The 23,475-nt window shown below is 71.7% G+C and carries 21 protein-coding genes; 4 read left to right on the forward strand and 17 right to left on the reverse strand.

The window, feature by feature from the left end; all coding sequences use genetic code 11:
* Window position 1 precedes the first annotated feature (1 nt).
* From ACLQ26_RS04575 to aspS, 4 genes are all read right to left on the reverse strand, one after another.
* A complete protein-coding gene (locus ACLQ26_RS04575) occupies window positions 2-1,372 on the reverse strand; it encodes an MFS transporter (protein ID WP_425743223.1) in 1,371 nt (456 codons plus the stop codon).
* A 114-nt stretch (window positions 1,373-1,486) separates the two neighbouring features.
* Window positions 1,487-2,104 carry an ArsR/SmtB family transcription factor gene (locus ACLQ26_RS04580; protein ID WP_425743224.1) on the reverse strand — a complete coding sequence of 206 codons (618 nt, stop codon included), beginning with the start codon at window positions 2,102-2,104 and terminating at the stop codon, window positions 1,487-1,489.
* 64 nt (window positions 2,105-2,168) lie between these two features.
* Window positions 2,169-2,978 (reverse strand): SDR family oxidoreductase, encoded by an 810-nt coding sequence (locus ACLQ26_RS04585; RefSeq protein WP_425743225.1) that lies wholly within the window; start codon window positions 2,976-2,978, stop codon window positions 2,169-2,171.
* Window positions 2,979-3,078: 100 nt separating this feature from the next.
* The gene (aspS, locus tag ACLQ26_RS04590; protein ID WP_425743226.1) at window positions 3,079-4,884 is read right to left on the reverse strand and encodes an aspartate--tRNA ligase; all 1,806 of its coding nucleotides are present in this window, start codon (window positions 4,882-4,884) and stop codon (window positions 3,079-3,081) included.
* A gap of 185 nt (window positions 4,885-5,069) precedes the next feature.
* On the opposite strand from aspS, the gene ACLQ26_RS04595 reads away from it, so the two are divergent.
* Window positions 5,070-5,780, forward strand: coding sequence for a DUF998 domain-containing protein (locus ACLQ26_RS04595; protein ID WP_425743227.1), 711 nt, complete (start codon window positions 5,070-5,072; stop codon window positions 5,778-5,780).
* Between the two features lie 115 nt (window positions 5,781-5,895).
* Here the strand turns inward: ACLQ26_RS04595 and ACLQ26_RS04600 are convergent, their stop codons facing one another.
* Together ACLQ26_RS04600 and ACLQ26_RS04605 are read right to left on the reverse strand one after the other, a co-directional pair.
* The gene (locus ACLQ26_RS04600) at window positions 5,896-6,939 is read right to left on the reverse strand and encodes a S1 family peptidase (RefSeq protein WP_425743228.1); all 1,044 of its coding nucleotides are present in this window, start codon (window positions 6,937-6,939) and stop codon (window positions 5,896-5,898) included.
* Window positions 6,940-7,432: 493 nt separating this feature from the next.
* On the reverse strand, window positions 7,433-7,909 hold the full coding sequence (locus ACLQ26_RS04605; RefSeq protein WP_425743229.1) for a winged helix-turn-helix transcriptional regulator: 477 nt from the start codon (window positions 7,907-7,909) through the stop codon (window positions 7,433-7,435).
* A 55-nt stretch (window positions 7,910-7,964) separates the two neighbouring features.
* On the opposite strand from ACLQ26_RS04605, the gene ACLQ26_RS04610 reads away from it, so the two are divergent.
* Complete coding sequence (locus ACLQ26_RS04610) at window positions 7,965-8,471, forward strand: PaaI family thioesterase (RefSeq protein WP_425743230.1); 507 nt, start codon at window positions 7,965-7,967, stop codon at window positions 8,469-8,471.
* Between the two features lie 105 nt (window positions 8,472-8,576).
* Here ACLQ26_RS04610 and ACLQ26_RS04615 read toward each other — a convergent pair whose 3' ends face one another.
* From ACLQ26_RS04615 to ACLQ26_RS04625, 3 genes are all read right to left on the reverse strand, one after another.
* Window positions 8,577-9,518: an acyl-ACP desaturase gene (locus ACLQ26_RS04615; protein ID WP_425743231.1), complete on the reverse strand. Its 942-nt coding sequence runs from the start codon at window positions 9,516-9,518 to the stop codon at window positions 8,577-8,579.
* A gap of 71 nt (window positions 9,519-9,589) precedes the next feature.
* The gene (hisS, locus tag ACLQ26_RS04620) at window positions 9,590-10,918 is read right to left on the reverse strand and encodes a histidine--tRNA ligase (RefSeq protein ID WP_425743232.1); all 1,329 of its coding nucleotides are present in this window, start codon (window positions 10,916-10,918) and stop codon (window positions 9,590-9,592) included.
* A gap of 73 nt (window positions 10,919-10,991) precedes the next feature.
* Complete coding sequence (locus ACLQ26_RS04625; RefSeq protein ID WP_425743233.1) at window positions 10,992-11,702, reverse strand: MBL fold metallo-hydrolase; 711 nt, start codon at window positions 11,700-11,702, stop codon at window positions 10,992-10,994.
* A 264-nt stretch (window positions 11,703-11,966) separates the two neighbouring features.
* Here ACLQ26_RS04625 and ACLQ26_RS04630 point away from each other — a divergent pair, with 264 nt between their 5' ends.
* Window positions 11,967-12,845, forward strand: coding sequence for a peptidylprolyl isomerase (locus ACLQ26_RS04630; RefSeq protein ID WP_425743234.1), 879 nt, complete (start codon window positions 11,967-11,969; stop codon window positions 12,843-12,845).
* 59 nt (window positions 12,846-12,904) lie between these two features.
* The gene (locus ACLQ26_RS04635; protein ID WP_425743235.1) at window positions 12,905-13,744 is read left to right on the forward strand and encodes a peptidylprolyl isomerase; all 840 of its coding nucleotides are present in this window, start codon (window positions 12,905-12,907) and stop codon (window positions 13,742-13,744) included.
* 64 nt (window positions 13,745-13,808) lie between these two features.
* Here the strand turns inward: ACLQ26_RS04635 and ACLQ26_RS04640 are convergent, their stop codons facing one another.
* The 8 genes from ACLQ26_RS04640 to ruvC form a co-directional block, all read right to left on the reverse strand.
* A complete protein-coding gene (locus ACLQ26_RS04640) occupies window positions 13,809-16,337 on the reverse strand; it encodes a RelA/SpoT family protein (RefSeq protein ID WP_425743236.1) in 2,529 nt (842 codons plus the stop codon).
* Between the two features lie 168 nt (window positions 16,338-16,505).
* Complete coding sequence (locus ACLQ26_RS04645; RefSeq protein ID WP_007458278.1) at window positions 16,506-17,072, reverse strand: adenine phosphoribosyltransferase; 567 nt, start codon at window positions 17,070-17,072, stop codon at window positions 16,506-16,508.
* 103 nt (window positions 17,073-17,175) lie between these two features.
* On the reverse strand, window positions 17,176-18,369 hold the full coding sequence (secF, locus tag ACLQ26_RS04650; protein ID WP_425743237.1) for a protein translocase subunit SecF: 1,194 nt from the start codon (window positions 18,367-18,369) through the stop codon (window positions 17,176-17,178).
* Window position 18,370: 1 nt separating this feature from the next.
* On the reverse strand, window positions 18,371-20,308 hold the full coding sequence (secD, locus tag ACLQ26_RS04655; protein ID WP_425743238.1) for a protein translocase subunit SecD: 1,938 nt from the start codon (window positions 20,306-20,308) through the stop codon (window positions 18,371-18,373).
* Between the two features lie 269 nt (window positions 20,309-20,577).
* Entirely contained in the window at window positions 20,578-20,916 is a 339-nt protein-coding gene (gene yajC, locus ACLQ26_RS04660; RefSeq protein ID WP_425743239.1) for a preprotein translocase subunit YajC, read from the reverse strand.
* 138 nt (window positions 20,917-21,054) lie between these two features.
* The gene (gene ruvB / locus ACLQ26_RS04665) at window positions 21,055-22,122 is read right to left on the reverse strand and encodes a Holliday junction branch migration DNA helicase RuvB (protein WP_425743240.1); all 1,068 of its coding nucleotides are present in this window, start codon (window positions 22,120-22,122) and stop codon (window positions 21,055-21,057) included.
* Window positions 22,123-22,150: 28 nt separating this feature from the next.
* Window positions 22,151-22,753, reverse strand: coding sequence for a Holliday junction branch migration protein RuvA (ruvA, locus tag ACLQ26_RS04670; protein ID WP_425743241.1), 603 nt, complete (start codon window positions 22,751-22,753; stop codon window positions 22,151-22,153).
* A complete protein-coding gene (gene ruvC / locus ACLQ26_RS04675; RefSeq protein ID WP_425743242.1) occupies window positions 22,750-23,277 on the reverse strand; it encodes a crossover junction endodeoxyribonuclease RuvC in 528 nt (175 codons plus the stop codon). Before ruvC ends, ruvA begins: the two co-directional genes overlap by 4 nt.
* Window positions 23,278-23,475: the final 198 nt, after the last annotated feature.

A 23,475-nucleotide genomic window follows, 5' to 3' on the forward strand; every position in this document is an offset into this window, starting at 1 on the left:
CCTACCGGCCGGCCCGCTGCTCGGCAGGTCCGGGCGCGGGCACGGCTCCGGGCGCGGGTGCCTGCGGGGGTGCCTGCGCGGGTGCCTGCGCGGGTGCCTGCGCGGGGACCGCTGGCGGGTCGGCGGGATCGGCGGCGGCGCGCCGGCCTGCCCGCCAGGCGGGCAGGTAGAGCGGGGCGGCGACGGCCAGCACGACCGCGCCGACCACCATCGCCGTGCCCACGCTTGTCGCTGCGGCGAGCGCGGTCAGCACCACCCCGCCGAGCGCGGCGGCCGGTTGCGCCATCATCGAGTTCAGCGAGAGCACGCTGGTCCGGTACGGGCCGTCGACCTGGCGGTGCAGCAGGCCACTGTGCAGCGGGTTCGACGCACCGTGCACCGCGTAGCAGGCCAGATAGGCCACCAGCACCCCGACCGGGCCGGCGAGCAGCCCCATCCCGACGACAGTCACGCCCTGCAGGATGCGCAGCAGGGCCGCGCCGGGCGCCGCGCCGAACCAGCGCAGCAGCAACGGGGTCAGCGCGGCGCCGGCGGCCGAGGCGAGCCAGGCCGCCGAGTTGGCCGGCCCGAGCAGCGCGGCTGCGCGTTCCGGGTCGCCGATCACCTCGGCGAGCCGCACCGGCAGCAGCGACTCGAAGGTGACCATGCCGAAGCCCCAGAACAGCTCCACCGCCACCAGGGCCAGCAGCACCCGGGACCGGCGCAGCAGGCCGACGGCCTGGCCGACCATCCGGGGCGCCTGCGCCACCGAGGACCGCAGCGCCGCGAACCCGGTGGCCGGCCGCTCCTCGACCAGCAGGACGAGCAGCGCGACGAGCGCCACCGCCTGCGCGATGATCGCGGCCAACACCGGCACGGTGAGCGCGCTGACCGGCCCGAGCGGACCGAGCGCGATCAGGCCGCCGCTGAGCAGCGCGCCGCCGCCGATGGCCACTCCGATGACGGTGCCGCCGTGCCCGAGGCCCCGCTCGTACTCGGCCTGCGGGTCGGCGGCCAGGGTGGCGTCGACGTACCAGGACTCCAGCGGGCCGCTGTCCAGCGCCCGGTAGATGCCCTGCAACGCCCAGACCAGGAAGAACAGCCAAAACGAGTCGGCCACCGCGAACAGCGCCAGCGAGGCGAGGTTGAGCGCCCCGGCGGTGAGCAGGACGGGGCGGCGGCCGAGGGCGTCGGCCAGACCACCGGTGGGCAGCTCCAACGCGAGCACCAGCAGCCCCTGCGCGGTGCTGACCAGGCCGATCTGCGGCAGCGACAGGCCCCGCTCCTGCATCAGCAGGATCATCACCGGGATCATCAACCCGGTGGGCAGCCAACGCAGGCCGTACAGCGTGAGGTAACGACGCCGGACCTGGCGTACGGTGAGCGCGCTCATGACATGACCTCCACTCGCGACTGCGGGGCTCGCAGAACCGGCTCACTCCTCGCGCTCACGACGCCACCTCCACTCGCGACTGCGGGGCTCGCAGAACCGGCTCACTCCTCGCGCTCATCGGGGGCCGTCCAGCAGTGGGTAGGCCGCCAGGAAGACCTGCACCGGGCGGGCCTGCGGGTCGGCGGGCTCGGCCGTGTCGACCGGCTCGGCCTCCCGGTGGTAGCGCTCCAGCACCTGCCACACCTCCGCCTTGAGCGCCTCCAGCCGCTCCGGCGGGATGGTCAGGAAGACGTCGCCCATGCCGAAGGCATCCCGCCAGGCGGGGGACCACTCGTGTTGGGTGGCGAACCAGCGTTCGGCGTGCTCGACGAGGAGGCGCACCTGGTCGCCCTGGATCCACTCGATCGCGGCGCGGGCGTCGGGGTCGTCGTCGAAGTCGCTCGGGTCCCAGCTGGTGACGTCGTGCGTCGCCTGCCACCAGCGCTGCCGTCCGCTGCCCCGGTCGGGATCCTCGGTGACCAGCCCGACCTCGGCGAGTTGGCGCAGGTGGTAACTGGTCGCGCCGGTGTTGGTGCCGAGCAGCTCGGCGAGGGTGGTGGCGGTGGCCGGCCCGTTCACCCGCAGGGCGCCGACCAGCCGCATCCGCAGCGGGTGCGCGAGCACCCGCACCTGCCGCTTGTCGATCCGTACCTCCCGCGGGGCAGGCCGCGGGGTCGCTTCGTCAGCCGCCATGACTGCACACTATCTCTGCACACTTCCTATGCACAATAGTTGTGCATAGGAAGTGTGCAGGACATCAGGTCAGGAGCTCACGCACTCCGCGCAGCCGCGTGCGCAGCAGACCGGCGGCACGGGCGGAGTCGAGGCGTACGTCGCTCGGACGGACCACGCCCGCGGCGGTGGCCGTGGTGGTCTTCAGCCCGGCCGGGTCCAGACCGAATCGCTCGGCGACCAGCAGACCCAGTTCGGCCCGGCTCACGGCCTCCGGACCGGCGACGTTGAGCAGTCCGGCGTACGACGAGCAGGCCAGCTCCAGTACGGCGTCGGCCAGGTCGCCCACGTCGATCGGGCAGCGGAACTCGTCGGTGAACAGGACGGCGCGGCCGGCGAGCGCGTCCCGGCAGAGCTGGATCTGCTTGCTGCCCTCCCCGAGGATCAGCGAGGTACGCACCAGCGCCGCGCCGGGGTCGATCGCCCGCACAGCGGTCTCCGCCGCCGCCTTCGCGGCCCCGTACGCGTGGACCGGGCTGGGCCTGTCGTCGTCGGCGTACGGCGTGGGTCGGCCGCCGTGCAGCGCGTCGCTGGACAGGTGCACAAGCCTCGCTCCCACCTCGGCGGCGGCGAGGGCAACGTGGGCGGCCCCGTCGGCGGTGACCGTCCAGTCGTCGTACCGATAGGGGGTCGCGACCACGATGTCCGGCCGCACCTGCGCGACAAGTGCGCGCACGGCGGCGCGGTCGGTCACGTCCAGCCGCCGCCCGTCAACCCCCTCCACCCCGACGGACCCGAAGTGGAACGTTCCCACCACCGAGAACCCGGCGCGAACGCCCCGCCGACACACCTCGGAACCCAGAAACCCACTACCGCCGACAACAAGCACCCGCATCGCAGCCCACTCCCCCACCGATGATCAAGAGGTTTGCGTCATCTCGCGGGGCGATGATGACGCAAACCTCTTGATCACCCAAGCATCAGGGCGGGTGCGGTCAGACCGGGTCGGCCACCGGGGCCGCCGGGCCGGCCGTTCCCGTGTGTGCCGTCGCGGGGGGCTTGGGCTTCGCGTCGATGCCGGCCTCGGTGCGCTGCTGGCCGGTGATCGGCGTCGGGGCACCGGTCAGCGGGTCGAAGCCGCCCCGGGTCTTCGGGAACGCGATGACCTCACGGATCGAGTCCGCGCCGGCCAGCAGCATGCAGACCCGGTCCCAGCCGAACGCGATGCCGCCGTGCGGCGGCGCGCCGTACTTGAACGCCTCCAGCAGGAAGCCGAACTTGTCCTGCGCCTCCTCGGGGGTGATGCCGAGCAGGTCGAAGACCCGCTTCTGCACGTCGCCCCGGTGGATACGGATCGACCCGCCGCCGATCTCGTTGCCGTTGCAGACAATGTCGTACGCGTACGCGAGGGCCCGGTCCGGCGCCTCCTCGAACCGGTCCACCCACTCGGCGTTCGGTGAGGTGAACGGGTGGTGCACGGCCGTCCAGCCACCCTCGTCGGTCTTCTCGAACATGGGGGCGTCGACAACCCAGCAGAACGCCCAGGCGCTCTCGTCGACCAGACCGGCCCGCTTGGCGATCTCGACGCGGGCCGCGCCCAGCAGCTCCTGCGCCTCGCGGGTCGTGGCGCTCGCGGCGAAGAAGACCGCGTCGCCCGGCTTGGCGCCGACCGCGTCGGCGAGCCCACCCAGGTGCTCGGCGGACAGGTTCTTCGCCACCGGCCCGCGCGCCTCGCCGGTCTCGGCGTCCAGCACCACGTACGCCAGGCCCCGCGCGCCGCGCGCCTTCGCCCAGTCCTGCCAGCCGTCCAGCTCCTTGCGGCTCTGCGACGCGCCACCCGGCATGACCACCGCGCCGACGTAGCCGCCCGCGTCGATCGCCCCGGCGAAGACCCGGAACTCGGTGCCACGCAGGTACTCGGTCAGGTCCGTCAGCTCGACGCCGTAGCGCAGGTCCGGCTTGTCGGAGCCGTACCGGGCCATCGCGTCGTGCCAGGTGATCCGCGGGATCGGCCGGCTGATCTCGTGCCCGGCCAGGTCCTTCCACAGCGCCGACACGATCGCCTCGCCGAGGTCGATCACGTCGTCCTCGGTCACGAACGACATCTCGATGTCGAGCTGGGTGAACTCCGGCTGCCGGTCGGCGCGAAAGTCCTCGTCGCGGTAGCAGCGGGCGATCTGGTAATACCGCTCCATGCCGCCGACCATCAGCAGCTGCTTGAACAGCTGCGGCGACTGCGGCAACGCGTACCAGCTGCCGGGCTGGAGCCGGACCGGCACCAGGAAGTCGCGGGCCCCCTCGGGCGTCGAGCGGGTAAGCGTCGGCGTCTCGATCTCCAGGAAGTCCCGCTCGTGCAGCACGCCCCGGGCGAGCTGGCTGGCGCGCGAACGGAGCCGCAGCGCGTTCGCCGGGCCACTGCGCCGCAGGTCCAGGTAGCGGTAGCGCAGGCGAAGGTCGTCGCCGGCCTCGACCTGGTCGTCCACCGGCAGCGGCAGCGGCGCGGCCTCGGAGAGCACCTCCAGCTCGGTGACGGTCACCTCGACCTCGCCGGTGGGCAGCTCCGGGTTCTCGTTGCCGGCCGGCCGGCGGGTCACCTCGCCGACGACCTTCACGCAGAACTCGTTGCGCAGCGCGTGCGCGTCCTCCTCGCGGAACACCACCTGGACCACGCCGGAGCCGTCGCGCAGGTCGACGAAGATGACGCCGCCGTGGTCACGCCGGCGGGCGACCCACCCGGCGAGCGTCACCGTCGAGCCGGCGTCCGCGGCGCGCAGGCTTCCGGCATTGTGGGTACGGATCACGGCTGGCAACTCCTCATCGTGGAACAGTCCTCACCCGCATTCTGTCAGGGGCGGCCGGCTCCGCTCGGGGGCACCCGGCAGGCCGGCACGATTCGCTGGTGGGCAGGCGGCCGTCCGGTGCGCGTCGCCGGTGGCAGCCTGGCGAACCCGGCTCGGCGGGCCGTCGCGCCGGTTAACGTGGCCGAATGCGCGCCGTACCGAACTGGGGCGTCGCCACGGCGATGGCCGCGCCGGTGCTGCTGGTGGGCGGTTGGACGGTCGCGGGCGCCCGGCAGCCGGCCGGGTACGACCCGGTCCGGGACACCATCAGCGAACTGGCGGGGCACGACGCCACCGACGCCTGGATCATGATCACTGCTCTGCTGCTGCTCGGCTGCTGCTACCTGGCGATCGCGGCGGTGCTGCACGCGGCCGGGCTGCCCAGCCGCTTCCTGCTCGCCGTCGGCGGCGTGGCCACCATCGCGCTTGTCGCCTTTCCCCGGCCTGTGGTCGGCGGCTCGCTCAGCCACGGCATCGCGGCTACCGTCGCGGTCCTCGCGCTGGCGCTCTGGCCGGCCGGGTCGGCGCTGCGGCTGCCGCGTGGCCCGGACACCGCCCATCCGCGGGTGCCCTGGGCGTTTCGTCGGGGAGTGGCGCTGAGCGCCACTGTCGTGCTGCTCGCCCTCTTCGGCTGGTTCGCGTTCGAGGTGACCAACGGATCACGAACCGGCCTGGCCGAACGGGTGACGGCGGTGGGCGTGTCGCTCTGGCCGCTGCTGGCGGTCCTCTCCGCTCGACGGGCACACCTCGCGTGGGCCACCGAGGGCACCACCACACTCGGGCCGGCCCTGCCGACGACAGGTGTCGTACCCCCGGATCCCCTGTTCCCCACGGACGGCCCGGATCGCGTCGTCTGAGGCGGCGCACGGACGCCGGCTCGCGGGCGTTGGCGCAGGGAAGGCGGCCCGGCGCCCCCCGGACGCGCGACGCGGGTCGCCGGAGGAATCCGGCGACCCGCGGGCGGTGCATCGATCAGAAGACGCTGACGCCGTAGCGGCTCAGGGCCTCGGTGACGGGCTGGAAGTAGGTCGTGCCACCGGTGCGGCAGTTGCCGCTACCACCGGAGGTCAGGCCGAGCGCGGTACCACCCGAGAAGAGCGAGCCACCGCTGTCGCCACCCTCGGCGCAGACGTTGGTGCGGATCAGGCCGGAGACCGAACCCTCGGCGTAGTTCACAGTGGCGTTGGTGGCGCTCACCGAGCCGCTGCGCAGGCCGGTGGTGCTGCCGGAGCGCTGCACCGACTGGCCGACCGACGCGTTGCCGGAGCCGGTGATGTCCCGGTAGCTGCCGTTGTAGAGGTAGACGTTACCGGCGGCGTTGGCGGAGTTGTTGTGCCGCACGATGCCGTAGTCGTTGCCCGGGAAGCTGGTGCCGGTACGGGTGCCCAGCAGGGTGGTCTGGCTGGAGTTCGAGTACCAGTTGGTGCCGAGGTTGGTGCAGTGCCCGGCGGTCAGGAAGTAGTAGGTGCTGCCGCTACGCACGTTGAAGCCGAGCGAGCAGCGGTAGCCGCCGGTGTAGATGGCCTGGCCACCCGAGATACGGGTGCTCAGCACACCGGCCTCGGCCTCGACCCGCACCGCGCCGTTGGCGCGCGCCGCGGCGGCCTTGACCCGCTCCAGCTTGGCGCCGGTGACGGTGCTGTCGACGGAGACGACCACCTGGTTGGTGACCGGGTCGCTCCACCAGGCGGTGCCCGGGATCTTCGCCGAGCGCTCCAGCTCGGCGGTGGCGCGGTTGAGCTCGGCGGCGCCGCGGGTGACGTACCGGACGCTCGCTCCGGCGTTGCTGACCGTACGCGCCGCGGCAGCGTCGGTCACCGTGACGACGGTCTTGCCGCTGGCGTCGATGTACGAGCCGGCGGAGCGGTCACCGAGCTGAGCGGAGAGGGCCGCGGCGGCGTCGGGCGAGGCGGCGGGGGCGGCCTGGGCGGGTGCGCCGATGAGCGAACCGACGACCAGGGTTCCGCTCACGGCAACTGTCGCCGCAACGCGGAATGAGGACCTCGTGGGTCGCATGTAACAAACCTCCTGGGCGGGGGAGACGGGTCTGGCCGGGGGTGGCTGACCCGAGGGCGACCCGGCCGATCTGCGAAAACCGGCCGAGTGCACTGAAGTATTCACATACTTAAGATCATTGACAAGACCAGGTTTCGCCCGAATTCGTCGACCCCCGCCGGTCACACCTCCGCAACACCGCTGACACGCTCGCGGACACCTGCCGTCACACCTCGACGACCACCGGATCCGTTTCGGACACCGCTCGCCAACCGCCGCCGTTGACGCCACAACCCCGCCGCCGCACCTTCACGGATCGAGCGGCACGGCGGACCAGCCGGCGGCGGCACGGACGTGCGGCGGCGCAGCGGACAGGCGGCGTGGCGGCCGGATGCGCGGCGGCACGGCGGACGTGTGCGACGGCGTAGCCGGCAGGCGACGCGGCGGCAGGCGACGCGGCGGCCGGCGGGTGGCGGGTGGCGGGTGGCGGCGCAGCGGGTGGCGACGCCCGGCGTCAGGGGGTACGGCGGCGTGCGCCGGGACCCGGGCGGGGCACCACGTCGCGGGGGTCGTCCACCGGGTGCCCGTCGGCGCAGCGCAGCTCGACGCGTACCGGGGCGCCGCAGTCGCGGTGCTCGACGGTCAGGGCCGAGCCCTCGGCGTCGGCCAGGTAGCGGTCACCCCACCCGAGCACGGCAACAAGCACCGGCCAGAGGGCCAGGCCCTTCTCCGTCAGCCGGTACTCGTGGCGCACCCGGCTGCCGGGCTCCCGGTACGGCTCACGACGCAGCACGCCCCGCTCGACGAGCACGACCAGCCGGTTGGTGAGAACCTGACGTGGAATCCCGGTGCGAACGCGCATGTCGTCGAAGCGTCGTACGCCGCTGAAGACCTCCCGCAGCACCACCATCGTCCACCGCTCGCCGAGGATCTCCATCGCGCGGGCGATGGTGCAGTTCTCCACCGACCAGTCCAGTGCCGCGGGCGTCATCCGACCAGGCTAGGTCTCATTGACAGACTCAGCAACGTGCTGCCACGCTGCGTCCATGACACAGACCCAGGAGCCGGCGCGCAGCCGTACCTTCACCTGGTCCGACCCGGCGGCCAACGCGGCGCAGGTCGGTCGGCGCAGCGGCCTCGACCTGCTCCGCGCGATGATCGCCGGAGAGCTCGCCGCACCCCCGGTGATGCACCTGATCGACATGGCGCGGATGGAGGCTGACGAGGGGCGGGTCGCCGTCGAACTGGTCCCGCAGGAGTTCCACTACAACCCGCTGGGCACCGTCCACGGTGGCGTCATCTCGACCCTGCTGGACACCGCCGCCGCCTGCGCCGTGCACACCACGTTGCCCGCCGGGGTCGGCTACACCTCGCTGGACCTGAACGTGAAGTTCCTCCGCCCGGTCACCGTGGACAGCGGCACGCTGCGCTGCGAGGGCACGGTGCTGCAACGCGGCCGCCGTACGGCCCTGGCCGAGGCCCGCCTGACGGACGCGGAAAACCGCCTGATAGCCCACGCAACAAGCACCTGCCTGCTCTTCCCCCTCCCCTGACCCCCGCCCCCGGCCCACCGTGTTGATCATGGGGTTGACGGGCGATTCAGAGATCGAATGAACCGCCAACCTCATGATCAACAGGGGCTGGGGTGGGGGTGGGGATTAGCGGAGGGCTAGGCGGGCTGCTCGGGCGTCGCGCTTCTCCTCGAAGCGGGACGCCGCGTTCTCCAGCGCGTCGAGCTGGGAGGCCAGCTCTTCGCGGGCGGCTTCGCCGTCGGCGTCCAGGCCTGTCACGTTGAAGACGTCCCACTGGCGCAGCACCGGCTGCAACACCTCGTCACGGTGCTGGCGCAGGTCGTAGATGCCGGCCAGGGCGATCGCCACCGACTTGCGGGCGAAACCGTCGATGCCGTTGCCCGGCATCTGGAAGTTGGCCACCACGTCGGCGACGGCCCGCATGGCCTGGCTCGGGGCCAGCTCGAACGCGGCGGCGAGCAGATTGCGGTAGAACACCATGTGCAGGTTCTCGTCGGCGGCGACCCGGGCCAGCAGCGCCTCGCAGGCCGGGTCACCGGTGGCCTTGCCCGTGTTGCGGTGCGAGATGCGGGTCGCCAACTCCTGGAACGAGACGTACGCCAGCGAGTGCAGCACCTCGTCGTCGTGCACGTTGACGTACCCGGCGGACATGTGGGTCATCCGGGCGCGCTCCAGCGCCACCGGGTCGACCGCCCGGGTGACGGTCAGGTAGTCGCGAATGGCCGTGCCGTGCCGGCCCTCCTCCGCGGTCCACCTGTGCACCCACGTGCCCCACGCGCCGTCGCGGCCGAACAGGGTGGCGATCTCGTGGTGGTACGAGGGCAGGTTGTCCTCGGTCAACAGGTTGACGATCAGCGCGGTGCGGGCGACGTCCGGGATGGTCGAGTCGGTAGGCGACCACGCCTCACCATTGAGCGGCCCGTCGAACGTGCGCCCCTCGCTCCACGGCACGTACTCGTGCGGGAACCACTCCTTCGCCAGCGAGAGGTGACGGTCCAGGTTGCGCGCGACGACCGGCTCCAGCTCGACGAGCAGGGCGGTCTGGCTCAGTGTGGTGCTCACGGTCACGAGTAACTCCCTACGGTGGCGTAACTTACGCTACCGTAGGTCCCCGCGGCCGTCCGCGCCAGTCGTGACACTCAACCGACCTTCGGCTTCAGGTCCTCCCGGGGTGGCGCCCACTCCCCGGCGTCGGCCGTGACCTGCTCACCCGAGCGGATGTCCTTCACCTCGTCCGGCGCGCCGTCCGCCCCCGGGAACCAGACGTACGGGATTCCGCGCCGCTCGGCATAGCGGATCTGCTTGCCGAACTTCGCCGCGCTCGGCGACACCTCGGTGGCGATGCCCCGCCGGCGCAGCGCCGACGCGATCCGGCCACTGGCGGGGCGGTGCTCCTCGTCGGCCAGTGCCACAAGGACACAGGTGGGCACCGAACGGGAGACCGACAGCTCCCCCGCGCCGAAGAGCAGCCCGAGCAGCCGGGTCACGCCGATGGAGATGCCCACTCCGGGGTACGAGACGTTGCCGGCCGTGGCCAGGTTGTCGTAGCGGCCGCCCGAGCAGATCGACCCGAACCGCTCGTACCCGCGCAGCTGGGTCTCGTAGACCGTGCCCGTGTAGTAGTCCAGGCCACGGGCGATGCGCAGGTCTGCCACGCAGAGGCCCGGCGCGTGCTCGGCGGCGGTCTCCACCACACCGACCAGCTCGCCGATGCCCTCGTCGAGCAGCGGATCGTTGACGCCGAGCGCGCGTACGGCGTCGGCGAAGGAGGCGTCCGGCGCGGAGATCTCGGCCAGCGACAGGCACGCCTTGGCCTGCGCCTCGCTAGCCCCGGCGGTCTCGGCCAGCAGCTCGGCCACCTTCACCGGGCCGATCTTGTCGAGCTTGTCGACAGTACGAAGCGCCGCCTCCGGGTCGGTCACCCCGATGCCCCGGAAGAAGCCCTCCCAGATCTTGCGGTTGTTGACCTGGATGGTCACCGGCGGGATCGGCAGGGCGCGCAGCGCGTCACCGATCACGAGGGGCATCTCCGCCTCGTGGTGCGGGGCCAGGGTGTCCCGGTCGACGATGTCGATGTCGGCCTGGACGAACTCCCGGTAGCGCCCCTCCTGCGGCCGCTCACCCCGCCACACCTTCTGGATCTGGTAGCGGCGGAACGGGAAGGTCAGCTTGCCGGCGTTCTCCAACACGTAGCGGGCGAACGGCACTGTCAGGTCGAAGTGCAGGCCGAGCTGGTCGTCACCGCCGGCGCCCTCCGCGTCGGCGTGCAGCCGCCGGATCACGTAGACCTCCTTCGAGGTCTCGCCTTTGCGCAGCAACTGGTCCAGCGGCTCCACGGCGCGGGTCTCCAGCGGCGCGAACCCGTACAGCTCGAAGGTGTCCCGGATCTTGTCGAGCACGAACTGCTCGATCATCCGCTGGCCGGGAGTCCACTCCGGGAAACCGGAGATGGGCGTGGGCTTGCTCATCGGCGTACTCCTTGCGATTCCGCACCCGCGGCGCGGTGGTGTCGTGGGTCCGCGCGCGGCGCGGACGAAAGAACTAGAGGCCCCGGGTGGGCGCGGCCGGCGTCGTGCCGGCCACCTCGATGAGGTACGGGTTGCTGGCGCGCTCGCGGCCGATGGTGGTGCCGGGGCCGTGGCCGGGCAGCACGACTGTGTCGTCGGCCAGCGGGAGGATCTTGTCGCGCAGGCTGGTGAGCATCGCCGGCATGCTGCCGCCGGGCAGGTCGGTGCGGCCGATCGAGCCGGCGAAGAGGACGTCGCCGGAGAGGCAGATCTCGTCCGCCTCCCAGCCCGACCCGGCGCCGGGCAGCCGGAACAGCACCGACCCGCCGGTATGGCCCGGGGCGTGGTCGACGGCGATCTCCAGGCCGGCGAGCGTGAGGGTGGCGCCGTCGGTCAGCTCGGCCACGTCCTCCGGCTCGGTGTAGGTCAGCCGACCACCGAAGAGCGAGGTCAGGTCGGCCGACAGGCCCATGGCCGGGTCGGCGAGCATCTCCCGGTCGCCGGGGTGCACGTACGCGGTGATCCCGCGCGCACCGCAGACCGGCGCCACCGAGAACGTGTGGTCCAGGTGGCCGTGGGTGAGCAGCACGGCGGCCGGATGCAGGCGGTGCTCGGCGAGCAGCGCGTCGAGCTGGTCGAGCACCCCGATGCCGGGATCGACCACCACGCACTGCTCCCCCGGCGCGGTGGCCACCACGTAGCAGTTGGTGCCGAAGGCGTCCGCGGGAAAGCCGGCCACGAGCACGGGCGCTGTCCTCTCCGTCGAGCTGTCGTCCTGAGCAGCCTAACCGGCGGTGCGAGCGCGTTTGGCGCGTCCGTCCCCGCGGCCCCATCCGACACAGTGACATCGCACGATATGGGCTGCTGGCGGCTGGGTGGACCTCGTACACCACATTCCCAGTCACTAGCCGTACACTCTGGCGGGCGTGTGGCGTGGCACACGCGACGCCCGGACGGGCCGGGGTACCCGGCCGCCGGTGACGACCAGGCAGAGGAAAGGGGAGCACCTGTGGCTTCCAGCAGGGACCGGCAGCGCAAACTGGCGCGGGCCAAGCTCGACCGGCAGATGGCTCGCCGGGCCGCCGCCACGCGGCGCCGCCGGCAGATCCAGGCCGGTGTGGGCGCCTTCCTGGTCCTCGCGGTGATCGTGGCCGGCTCGGCCTGGGCGCTCGGGGCGTTCGACTCCGACCCGAAGCAGAACACGGCCGCGTCCGACACCTGCCTCTGGACGCCGCAGGACGCGAGCGCCAACACCAACCTCAAGGACGTCGGCATGCCGGCGACCAAGGACCTGCCGACCGACGGCACCCGGGCGATGACAGTCACCACCAACCAGGGTGGGCCGGTCACCGCCGAGCTGAACCTGGCCAACTCCCCGTGCGCGGCGGCGAGCATCGCCCACCTGGCGAGCCGGTCGTTCTACGACAACACCAAGTGCCACGAGATCACCGCCGACGGCGCGCTGCGCTGCGGTGACCCCAGCGGCACCGGCCTCGGCGGGCCGACCTACTCGTTCTACGACGAGGACGTACCGACCGTGCCGTCGGCCTCGCCGTCGGCCAGCCCGGCGCCCGGCCAGCCGCCGACGTACCCCAAGGGCACCGTGGCGATGATCTCGAACCCGCCGGGTGCCAACGGCAGCCAGTTCCTGATCTTCTTCAAGGACTTCACCACCACGGACCCCAAGTTCCCGGTGATCGGCAAGGTGACAGGTGGGCTCGACGTGGTGGAGAAGATCGGCGCCCAGCCGACCGTGGACAATGGGACCGGGGCCAAGGTCAAGCCCAAGACCGACGTGGTGATCCAGAGCCTCACGGTCGGCGAGCCGACCACCGGCGCGGCACCGGCGCCGTCCGGCGCACCGGCCAGCAGCCCGAGCGCCGGGTGACCGGTCGCCCCACCCCACCCGAGCGGCACCCCGTAGCAAACAGCCAGGAGGATCCAGGCGTGACGTCCACCAGAGAGCGGCAGCGCGCGGCGGCACGCGCCCGACTCGAGAAGGAGATGGCCGAGCGCTCGGCCAAGGCCCGCAAGCGCCGCCAGACGCGGGCGATCGTCGGGGCCGCCGCCGTGCTGGTGCTCGTGGTCGCCGGCACCGTCTGGCTGGTCACGACCCTCGGCGGCGACGACGACAAGAGCGGCACCGCCGCCTCGGAGGCCGGCGCCAGGGAGTGCGTCTACAACGCGATGCCCACCGACCAGCGGCCCCCGCAGATCAAGGATGTCGGGACGCCCAGCAACCAGCAGTCGGGCACCGGCGTCCAGACCATGACGATCACCACAAACCTGGGCCCGATCACGGCCAAGGTCGACAGGTCGCAGGTGCCGTGCACGGCGGGTGCGTTCACCTACCTGGCGGAGAAGAACTTCTTCGACAACAGCAAGTGCCACCGCCTGGTGACCGAGGGCATCAAGGTGCTGCAGTGCGGTGACCCGAGCGCCACCGGCAAGGGCTGGCGGGACACCGACGGCACTGGTGGCCCGAGCTTCCGGCTGCCCGAGGAGAACCTGCCCACCGACAAGCGCCCGCCGTACCCGGAGGGCGTCATCGCGATGGCCAACTCCGGCCAGCCGGGCAGCACCGGAAGCCAGTTCTTCATCGTCTACGGCGACTCGCCGCTGGACCCGGCGTACACGGTGCTGGGCACCGTCACCGGCGGCATGGACATCGTCAAGGACGTGGCCAAGGCCGGCGACGACGGTGCGTTCGCCCAGCAGGCCGGTGGTGGCCACCCGAAGAAGGAGGTCGTGATCACCGACCTCACGATGAGCGCGCCGCAGGGCTGAGACCCGAGCAACGAAGCGCCCGCCGGCTGAGCCGGCGGGCGCTTTCGTGTGCGGGGTACGGGGTTCAGGCGCCCGAAGTGACCCGGTACGCGTCGAAGACCCCGTCGACCTTGCGGACGGTGGCCAGCAGGTGGCCCAGGTGCTTCGGGTCGGCCATCTCGAAGCTGAACCGGCTCACCGCCACCCGGTCGCGGGTGGTGGTGACCGTCGCGGACAGGATGTTGACCCGCTCGTCGGAGAGCACCCGGGTGACGTCGGCGAGCAGCTTGTGCCGGTCCAGTGCCTCGACCTGGATCGCCACCAGGAACGTGGAGGCGGACGTGAGCTTCCAACTCACCTCGACGACCCGCTCGGCCTGCGCCCGCAGGTCCTCGGCGTTGGCGCAGTCGTCGCGGTGCACGCTCACCCCGCCGGAGCGGGTGACGAAGCCGAACACCGAGTCCGGTGGGACCGGGGTGCAGCAGCGGGCCAGCTTGATCCAGACGTCGCTGACGCCGCGGACCACCACGCCCGGGTCGCTGCTGCTCTGCCGGCTGCGCGGCGGTCGGGTGGCGACGGCGGTCTCGGCGATGTCCTCCGCCGCGCCCTCCTCGCCGCCGTACGCGGCAATCAGCTTCTGCACCACCGACTGCGCGGAGACCTGGCTGTCGCCGACCGCCGCGTACAGCGACGCCACGTCGGCGAGATGCAGGTCCCGGGCGATCGACATCAGCGCGTCGGAGGTGAGCATCCGCTGCAACGGCATGCCCTGCTTGCGCATCGCCTTGACGATCGCGTCCTTGCCGGCCTCGATCGCCTCCTCGCGCCGCTCCTTGTTGAAGTACTGGCGGATCTTGGTGCGGGCGCGCGGGCTCTTGACGAAGCCCAGCCAGTCCTGCGTGGGGCCGGCGGTCTCGGACTTCGACGTGAAGATTTCGATCACGTCGCCGTTGGACAGCGTCGACTCCAACGGCACCAGCTTGCCGTTGACCCGCGCGCCGATGCACTTGTGCCCCACCTCGGTGTGCACGGCGTAGGCGAAGTCCACGGGCGTCGACCCGGTCGGCAGCGGGATGACGTCACCCTTCGGGGTGAAGACGTACACCTCCTGGCTGGACAGGTCGAAGCGCAGCGCGTCCAGGAACTCGCTCGGGTCGGCCGCCTCCCGCTGCCAGTCCAGCAGCTGCCGCAGCCAGGTCATCTCGTCGATGTGCGCCGGCGGGCCGACGATCTGGGTGCCCTTGTGCTCCTTGTACTTCCAGTGCGCGGCGATACCGAACTCCGCGGTGCGGTGCATCGCGTACGTGCGGATCTGCATCTCCACCGGCTTGCCGGTGGGCCCGATGACAGTCGTGTGCAACGACTGGTACATGTTGAACTTGGGCATGGCGATGTAGTCCTTGAACCGCCCCGGCACCGGCTGCCAGTTGGCGTGGATCACGCCGAGCGCCGCGTAGCAGTCCCGCACGGTGTCGACCAGGATCCGGACGCCGACCAGGTCGTAGATGTCGTTGAAGTCGCGACCCCGCACGATCATCTTCTGGTAGATCGAGTAGAGGTGCTTCGGCCGTCCGGTCGTCTCCGCCTTGATCTTGGCGGCCTTCAGGTCGGTGCCGACCTTCTGCGTCACCTGCCGCAGCAGCGACTCCCGCTGCGGCTGGTGCTCCCCGATCAGCCGGTTGATCTCCTCGAAGCGCTTGGGGAACAGCGTGCCGAACGCCAGGTCCTCCAGCTCCCACTTGATCGTGTTCATACCGAGCCGGTGGGCCAGCGGCGCGAGGATCTCCAGCGTCTCCTTGGCCTTCTGCTCCTGCTTGGGGCGGGGCAGGAAGGTCAACGTGCGCATGTTGTGCATCCGGTCGGCCAGCTTGATCACCAGCACCCGCGGATCCTTGGCCATCGCCACGACCATCTTGCGGATCGTCTCGGCCTTGGCGGCGTCACCCAACTTGACCTTGTCGAGCTTCGTGACGCCGTCGACAAGCAGGGCGACCTCGCCACCGAAGTCGGCGCGCATCGCGTCGAGGGTGTATTCGGTGTCCTCGATGGTGTCGTGCAGCAGCGCGGCGACCAGGGTGGTGGTGTCCATCCCCAGGTTGCCGAGGATGGTGGCGACGGCGAGCGGGTGGGTGATGTACGGGTCGCCGGACTTGCGGTACTGCCCGGAGTGCCACCGCGCGGCCGTGTCGAAGGCGCGTTGCAGCAGCCGGGCGTCGGCCTTCGGGTGATTTTCCCGGTGGCTGGCGATGAGCGGCTCCAGCACCTCGCTGACCTGCGAGGTCTGCCAGGGCGCGTTGAACCGGGCCAGCCGGGCGCGTACCCGACGACCGGTGGGCGCGTTGGACAACGCGAAGCCACCGCTCGGCGACGGGTCGACGTCGGCGTCGGTCGGGAACGGGACCACCACACCGTCGGCGCCCGGGGGCACCTCGGTGGTGGGACCCGCCGCGACGCCTGTCGCAGCCGTCGCGCCGTCGGCAGGAGAGCTGCCGGAGCCGTTGTCGGTGCCCGTCACCCGGGCCGGCGCGTCGCCGTTCCGGTGGGTCACCGAGCCGTCAGCGTCGCCTGTGGGGTGCACCGTGCCCTCCGCCGGAGGGACGACATCGTGGGACACCGGCCTCCTCACCGCTCGCCGGAAAACACCGGCCGAACCTCGGCCGGCCTGATCTCGCGTCGCCGGACGGTGTACCGCCGGTGTCAGCAAAGGGCAATGCTACCCGCACGGACGGTCGGGTGCCGCTCCGCCGGACGGTCGGCGTGACCTCCGCCCGCCGGGCCGGGATCAAACGGTCAACAGGGCATGCACCGGACGCGGGGCCAGGCGCTCCCGCGCACCCAGGAAGCCGAGCTCCAGCAGCACGGTGAAGCCCGTGACCGTCCCGCCGGCCCGCTCGACCAGGTCCAGCGTCGCCTCGGCGGTGCCGCCGGTGGCCAGCACGTCGTCGACGACCAGGACCCGGTGGCCGGCCGTGAAGGCGTCCTCGTGCACCTCCAGGGTGGCCTCGCCGTACTCGAGGGCGTACGACACCGAGTGCGCCGGGCGGGGCAGCTTGCCGGCCTTGCGCACCGGCACCACGCCCACTCCGGCCGCGTACGCGACGGCCGCCGCGACGACGAACCCGCGCGCCTCGATGCCCACCACCACGTCGAAGCCGTCCCGTCCGTGGTACGCGACGATCCCGTCGACCACCTCGCGGAACGCCTTGCCGTCGGCGAACAGCGGCATCAGGTCCTTGAACAGGACACCGGGCTTGGGGAAGTCCGGCACGTCCAGCACCCGGCTGGCCACCAACCGGGCGGCCTCCGGGCCGCTGTCCCCGCGCGCCGCGGTGCTGTGGGTCTCCGTCACGGCTGTTCCGCTTCCCTTCCAACGACGACGGCGTCCGGCATGCTGCTCGCACAGCATGCCGGACGCCGTTCGGGCGTTTCCTCTCGGGTCGGCCCCGGGCCGATCAGCGCCGCTTGGCGCCACCCGGCCGGTTGCCGCCGCCGCCGGGGCGGCCACCCCGGGCACCGGTCGGCCGCTTGCCCGCCGGCCGCGCGCCCACCTTCGGGGCGGCGCCGGCCAGCGCGGCGGACTCCGGGTCGAGCGGCGCGTCGGCCACCTCGCCGTCGACCGGGGTCGGGGCACCCTTGCCGACGACCTCGCCACGGCCCAGCGCGCCCCGGCGGGCCTGCACCCGCTTGTTGTGCGCCTGGATGCGCGGGTCGTAGTTCTTCAGCAGCGCCAGCAGCGGCGTCGCCACCAGGATGGAGGTCAGGAACGCCACCGCCATACCGACGAACAGCACCAGGCCGAGGTCCTTCAGCGTGCCGGCGCCGAGCAGACCGGCGCCGATGAAGAGCAGACCACCGACGGGCAGCAGGGCCACCACCGAGGTGTTCAGCGACCGCATGAGGCTCTGGTTGACGGCCAGGTTGGCAGCCTCGCCGTACGTCATGTTGTTGTTGGCGGTGATGCCCCGGGTGTTCTCCTGCACCTTGTCGAAGACCACCACCACGTCGTAGAGCGCGAAGCCCAGGATCGTGAGGAAACCGATGATCGTCGACGGCGTGACCTCGAAGCCGACAAGCGAGTAGATGCCGGCGGTGAGGAGCAGGTTCGTGAACAGCGACGCCACCGCGGCGACAGCCATCCGCCACTCGAAGCGCAGGATCAGATAGACCATCACCAGCGCGATGAAGATGACCAGGCCGAGCACGGCCCGTGAGGTGACCTGGCTGCCCCACGCCTCGCTGACCTGGTTGCCGCTGATCTGGTCCACGTTGATGCCGAACCGCTGAGCGATGTCGGCCTTGACCGCGGTGGCCTGCTCCGCGCTGAGCTGACCGGTACGCAGCTCGTACGAGTCACCGCCGGTGCCGCCGACCTTCTGCGCCGTCACCACCTCGGCGCCGCCGCCCTCGGCCTTGAGCGCGGCGTTCACCTGGTCCTCGGCCTGGTTCAGGGTGCCGACGCTGGCCGGCACCTGGAACGAGTTGCCGCCGGCGAACTCGATGCCGAGGCTGAACCCGCGAATCGAGACGCTCAGGATCGCGATCAGGATCAGGATCCCGGCGACGCCGAACCAGAGCTTGCGCCGACCGACGACGTTGAGACCGGCCTCGCCGTTGTAGAGGCGGCTCGCCAAACCGTTCTGAGCCATCTCAGGCCTCCTTGGCGCGCGGGTTGCGGGGCTGAGTCTGCTGGCTGCGGGCCGGAAGAGCCCGGCCCAGGCCGCTGACCCGCGGGGACAGGAACGCCCGGGTCCGGGCGAACATCGTCATGATCGGGTGCCGGAAGAGGAAGACCACTACCAGGTCCAGCACCGTGGCGAGGCCGAGGGCGAACGCGAAGCCCTTGACCGTGCCGACCGAGACCACGTAGAGCACCACCGCGGAGAGCAGGGTGATCGCGTTGGCCGAGATGATCGTCCGGCGGGCGCGGATCCAGGCGCGGGGCACCGCGCTGCGCGGGCTGCGCCCCTCCCGGATCTCGTCCTTGAGTCGTTCGAAGTAGATGACGAACGAGTCCGCCGCCACACCGAGCGAGACGATCATGCCGGCGATGCCGGCGAGCGTGAGCGTGAAGCCGATCTGCCGGCCGAGCACCACAAGCGCGCCGAAGACGAGCAGCGCGGACAGGATCAGGCTCAGGAAGATCACCGAGCCGAGCAGCCGGTAGTAGAAGAACGCGTAGATGATGACCAGCAGCATGCCGATGCCGGCGGCCAGCAGACCGGCCCGCAGGTGGCTGGCACCCAGGGTCGCGGTGACGTTCTGCGACTCCTGCGGCTTGAAGGTCACCGGCAGCGCGCCGTAGCGGAGCTGGCTGGCGAGCGCGCTGGCGTCCTTCTGGTTGAAGCTGCCGGTGATCTGGGAGTTGCCGGTCAGCACACCCTGGATCTCCGGGGAGGAGACGATCTCGTTGTCCAGCACGACGGCCACCCGGCACTTGCCGTCCTGACCGAGAGCGCTCGCGTCGCAGGCCTGGCCCTCGTTGGTGAACGCCTCGCGGGTCAACGCGGTCCACTTGGCCTGGCCGTCGCCTGTGAAGTCGAGGCTGACCACCCAGGCGTTCGTCTGGTCGAGCACCGCGTCGGCGTCGTCCACATCGGTGCCCTCGACCTTGGCCTGGTCGAGCAGGTACTTCGAGGCGCCGCCCTCACAGGACACCACCTGCTGCTTGGGGTCGGAGATCGACGCCGGGGGACGCTTGTCGAGCTGCGCGCAACTGATCGTCGGCACGTTGAACTGCATCTGCGCCGGCAGCACGGCGACCTCCTGCGGCGACAGCGCGCTGAACGGCTTCAGCTTGTCGCCCAGCGACGGGTCGGCGCTCAGGTCTGCGGGGGCCTGCAGACCGCTGGCGGCCTGCCAGGCGGCGGCGCCGACCTTCTGCTCGACGGCCTTGCGCTGCTCCTCGACGCTCGCCGACACCGGCTCGGCGCTGGCGGACGGCGCGGCGGCGCTCGCCGAAGCCGAAGCAGAGGCCGAGGGGGTCGGCGTGGCGCTGGCGGACGGCGCGGGCGCCATCCCGCCCTGCCCACCGCTGGCCGACGGGCTCACCTTCGCCGCACCGCTGGCCGACGGGCTCACCTTCGGCGCGCCGCTGCCCGACGGGGTAGCCGACGGAGCGCCGGACGGGGTGACGCTGCCCGGCGGGGCCGCTGTGGCGGCCGGCGGCGCGGCGGCCGTCCCGCTGCCGTCGGCCGCCTTGAGCACCTTGCGGAAGCGCAGCTCGGCGGCGCTGCCCACCTCGTCGAGGTTCCGGTTCTCACCGGGCAGGGAGATGACGATGTTCCGGTTGCCCTCGGTGACCACCTCGGCCTCGGCCACGCCGAGCCCGTTGACCCGGTTCTCGATGATCTGCCGGGCCTCCTCGAGGTTCTCGGCCGTCGGGGGCTTGCCGTCGACGTTGTTGGTCGCCTCCAGCGTCATCCGGGTGCCGCCGATCAGGTCCAGGCCGAGCTTGGGCTCCAGCCGGTCCTTGAAGCTGCCGCTGGCGCCGCCCGAGAAGAACACCAAAAGATAGAGGACGACGAAGATGAACCCGAGCACGGCGAGCTGCCGGCCGGGTCGCATCTGTCCCTGAGGTGGTGCCACGGTTGTCCTGTCTCCCTGTACGGTCGCGCCGCTGCGCGCGGCGGCGGCGAGTGTCGGGCCGGGGGTCCCGGCCAACGGGTCTGACCTGGCCGACGGGGATGCCGGCACGCTGGCCGGACGCGCCGGCGGGGGACGCCGACGGTCACGGGAACGTGCCGACGCCCGGCGTCGACCCAACTATCCAATTTTCACGTCGCGTCCGCTGCCCCGTCGGGCGCGGTGGCTCCGAGCGCCGGTCGCCTGGCCGTACGCCAGGACCGCCGCCCGGATCAGTCCTTGACGGTGTCCGCGTCCTCGGTGACCGGCTCGCTCGGCAGCTCCGCGCGGGTGACCACCCGGGCGATGGCCGGCCGGGCGTAGCGAGTCTGCACGCCCGGAGCGATCTCGAGCAGAACGGCGTCGTCCTCGACGCCGGTGACCGTGCCGTAGAGCCCGCCGATCGTGACGACCTCATCGCCCGGACCCAGCCCGGCCTGCATGGCCTCCGCCTCGCGGCGACGCTTCTGCTGGGGACGGATCATCATGACGTACATGACGCCGCAGAGCAGGACGACCATCAGGACCGGCGTGAAGCCGCCGGCTCCACCACCCGCTGCAAGGTATTGCACGGTTACTGCCTTCCCATTGGCCACATCCCCGGCACGAGAGTGCCGGAGCGGAGGCGGATTCTCACATCCTGTACAGACCGCGGCGAAGTCTAATCCCTGTACCTGAGAACACCGAATGCGGCACAGATCACGTTCACATCACGGCTGATCGGCGTCCTGGGAGAACAGATCGGGCGCAGACGGGACATCCATCCCAAATGTACCATTCGGTGGAGTACGCCCCAGATGCCGCCAGGCGGCCTCCGTGGCGACCCGGCCCCGCGGGGTACGGGCCAGCAGACCGGCGCGCACCAGGAACGGCTCGCAGACCTCCTCGACGGTGTCCGGCTGCTCCCCCACCGCCACGGCGAGGGTCGACAAGCCGACCGGACCGCCCCGGAACGAGTCCACAAGCGCGGTCAGCACCGCCCGGTCCAGCCGATCCAGACCCAGCGCGTCGACGTCGTACACCGTCAACGCCTTGCGGGCGGTGCCCAGGGTGACCACACCGTCGGCCCGGACCTCGGCGTAGTCGCGGACCCGGCGCAGCAGCCGGTTGGCGATCCGGGGTGTGCCCCGGGACCGGCCGGCGATCTCCGCCGCGCCGTCGGCGGTGATCGGCACCCCGAGGATGCGCGCCGACCGGTGCAGCAGCGTCTCCAGGTCCGCCGGGGCGTAGAAGTCGAGGTGCGCCACGAAGCCGAACCGGTCCCGCATGGGCCCGGTCAACAGACCCGAGCGGGTGGTAGCGCCGACCAGGGTGAACGGCTCGACGTCCAGCGGGATCGCCGTCGCCCCCGGGCCCTTGCCCACGACGACGTCGACCCGGAAGTCCTCCATCGCGCTGTAGAGCAGTTCCTCCGCCGGCCGGGCGATCCGGTGGATCTCGTCGATGAAGAGCACGTCACCCTCGGCGAGGCTGGTCAGGATCGCCGCCAGGTCACCGGAACGCTCGATCGCCGGGCCGCTTGTCACCCTGATGCCCGCGCCCAGCTCCGCGGCGACGATGTTGGCCAGACTCGTCTTGCCCAGCCCGGGTGGCCCGGAAAGCAGGATGTGATCCGGGGGCGACCCCCGCCGCATCGCGCCCTGCAACAGCAGGTCGAGCTGGTCGCGTACCCGGTCCTGGGCGATGAACTCGGCCAGCCGCCGGGGCCGCACCGTGGCCTCCACGTCCCGGTCGGCATCACTGACGTACGCCGAGACGAGCCCGTCGGTATCGCTCACCGTGCCGCCTCCCGTCGCGGCCGGGCGGTCATCGGGTCCGACCCAGCAGGCGGATGGCCTGCTTGAGCAGGACCGGGACGGGCGGGGTGGCCCCGTCGATGGTCTCCGCCACGGCGGCCACCGCCTGGTCGGCCTGACCGGCCGTCCAGCCCAGGCCGACAAGCGCCTGCCGCACCTGGTCGGGCCAGGCGCCGCCGGTCACGCCACCCACCCCGTCGGCGCCGATCGACACCGGGCCGATCCGGTCCCGCAATTCCAGCACCAGGCGCTCGGCGCCCTTCTTGCCGATCCCCGGAACCCGGGTCAGCGCGGCGGTGTCGGCGTTGGCGATGGCCTTACGGACCGCGTCCGGCGTGTGCACGGCCAGCACGGCCTGAGCCAGCCGCGGGCCGACCCCGCTGGCGGTCTGCAGCAGCTCGAACAGCGCCTTGGCGTCGTCGTCGGCGAACCCGTAGAGGGTCAGCGAATCCTCCCGGACCACCAGGCTGGTGGCCAGCCGCGCCGGCTGCCCCACCCGCAGGTCCGCGAGCGTCCCGGGGGCGCAGTGCACGGCCAGGCCGACACCACCGACCTCGATCACGGCCAGATCCGGACCCGTCGCGGTCACCGTGCCGCGCACGCTGGCGATCATCGTGCTCCTCCTCGTCGTGCCCGGTCGGCCGCGGCGGCCAGCTTGGAACGGGTGCCACCGCGCCACACATGGCAGATGGCCAGGGCGAGCGCGTCGGCGGCGTCGGCAGGCTTCGGTGGCTCGTCCAGCCGCAGCAGCCGGGTCACCATGGCGGTCATCTGCGCCTTGTCGGCCTGACCGGAACCGGTCACCGCTGCCTTCACCTCACTGGGGGTGTACGTCTGCACCGGCAGCCCCGCCCGCGCCCCGGCCAGCACGGCGATGCCGCTGGCCTGCGCGGTGCCCATCACCGTCCGGACGTTGTGCTGGCTGAACACCCGTTCGACGGCGACGCTCTCCGGCTGGTGCTCGGCGACGAGCTTCGCGAGCGACCGGTCCAGGTGCAGCAGGCGCAGCGCCAGGTCGTCGGCCGGGTCGGTGTAGACCACGTAGTAGGCGATGAGCGTGCAGGGGCGACCGGGCACGCCCTCGACGACGCCCACCCCACAGCGCGTCAACCCCGGGTCGACCCCCAGCACCCGCACGCCGCCCCCTCCCCCAGCTGTCAGCAGTACGTGTGTTCGACACCCTAACTGCCGCCCTTCCCACCGGCCCCACGGGACACGCCCTCGCATTCGTGCCAGCATCCGCCCGCGGCGCAGCCGCAGCCTCGCCGCCCGGCGCCGTCCGCCGGTGGCCGATGTCGGCGCACCTCGACCGCCGAGGCGGTCTCCGGCAGCGCG

The sequence above is a fragment of the Micromonospora sp. DT43 genome (genome assembly GCF_049841645.1).
Classification (GTDB): Bacteria; Actinomycetota; Actinomycetes; order Mycobacteriales; family Micromonosporaceae; genus Micromonospora.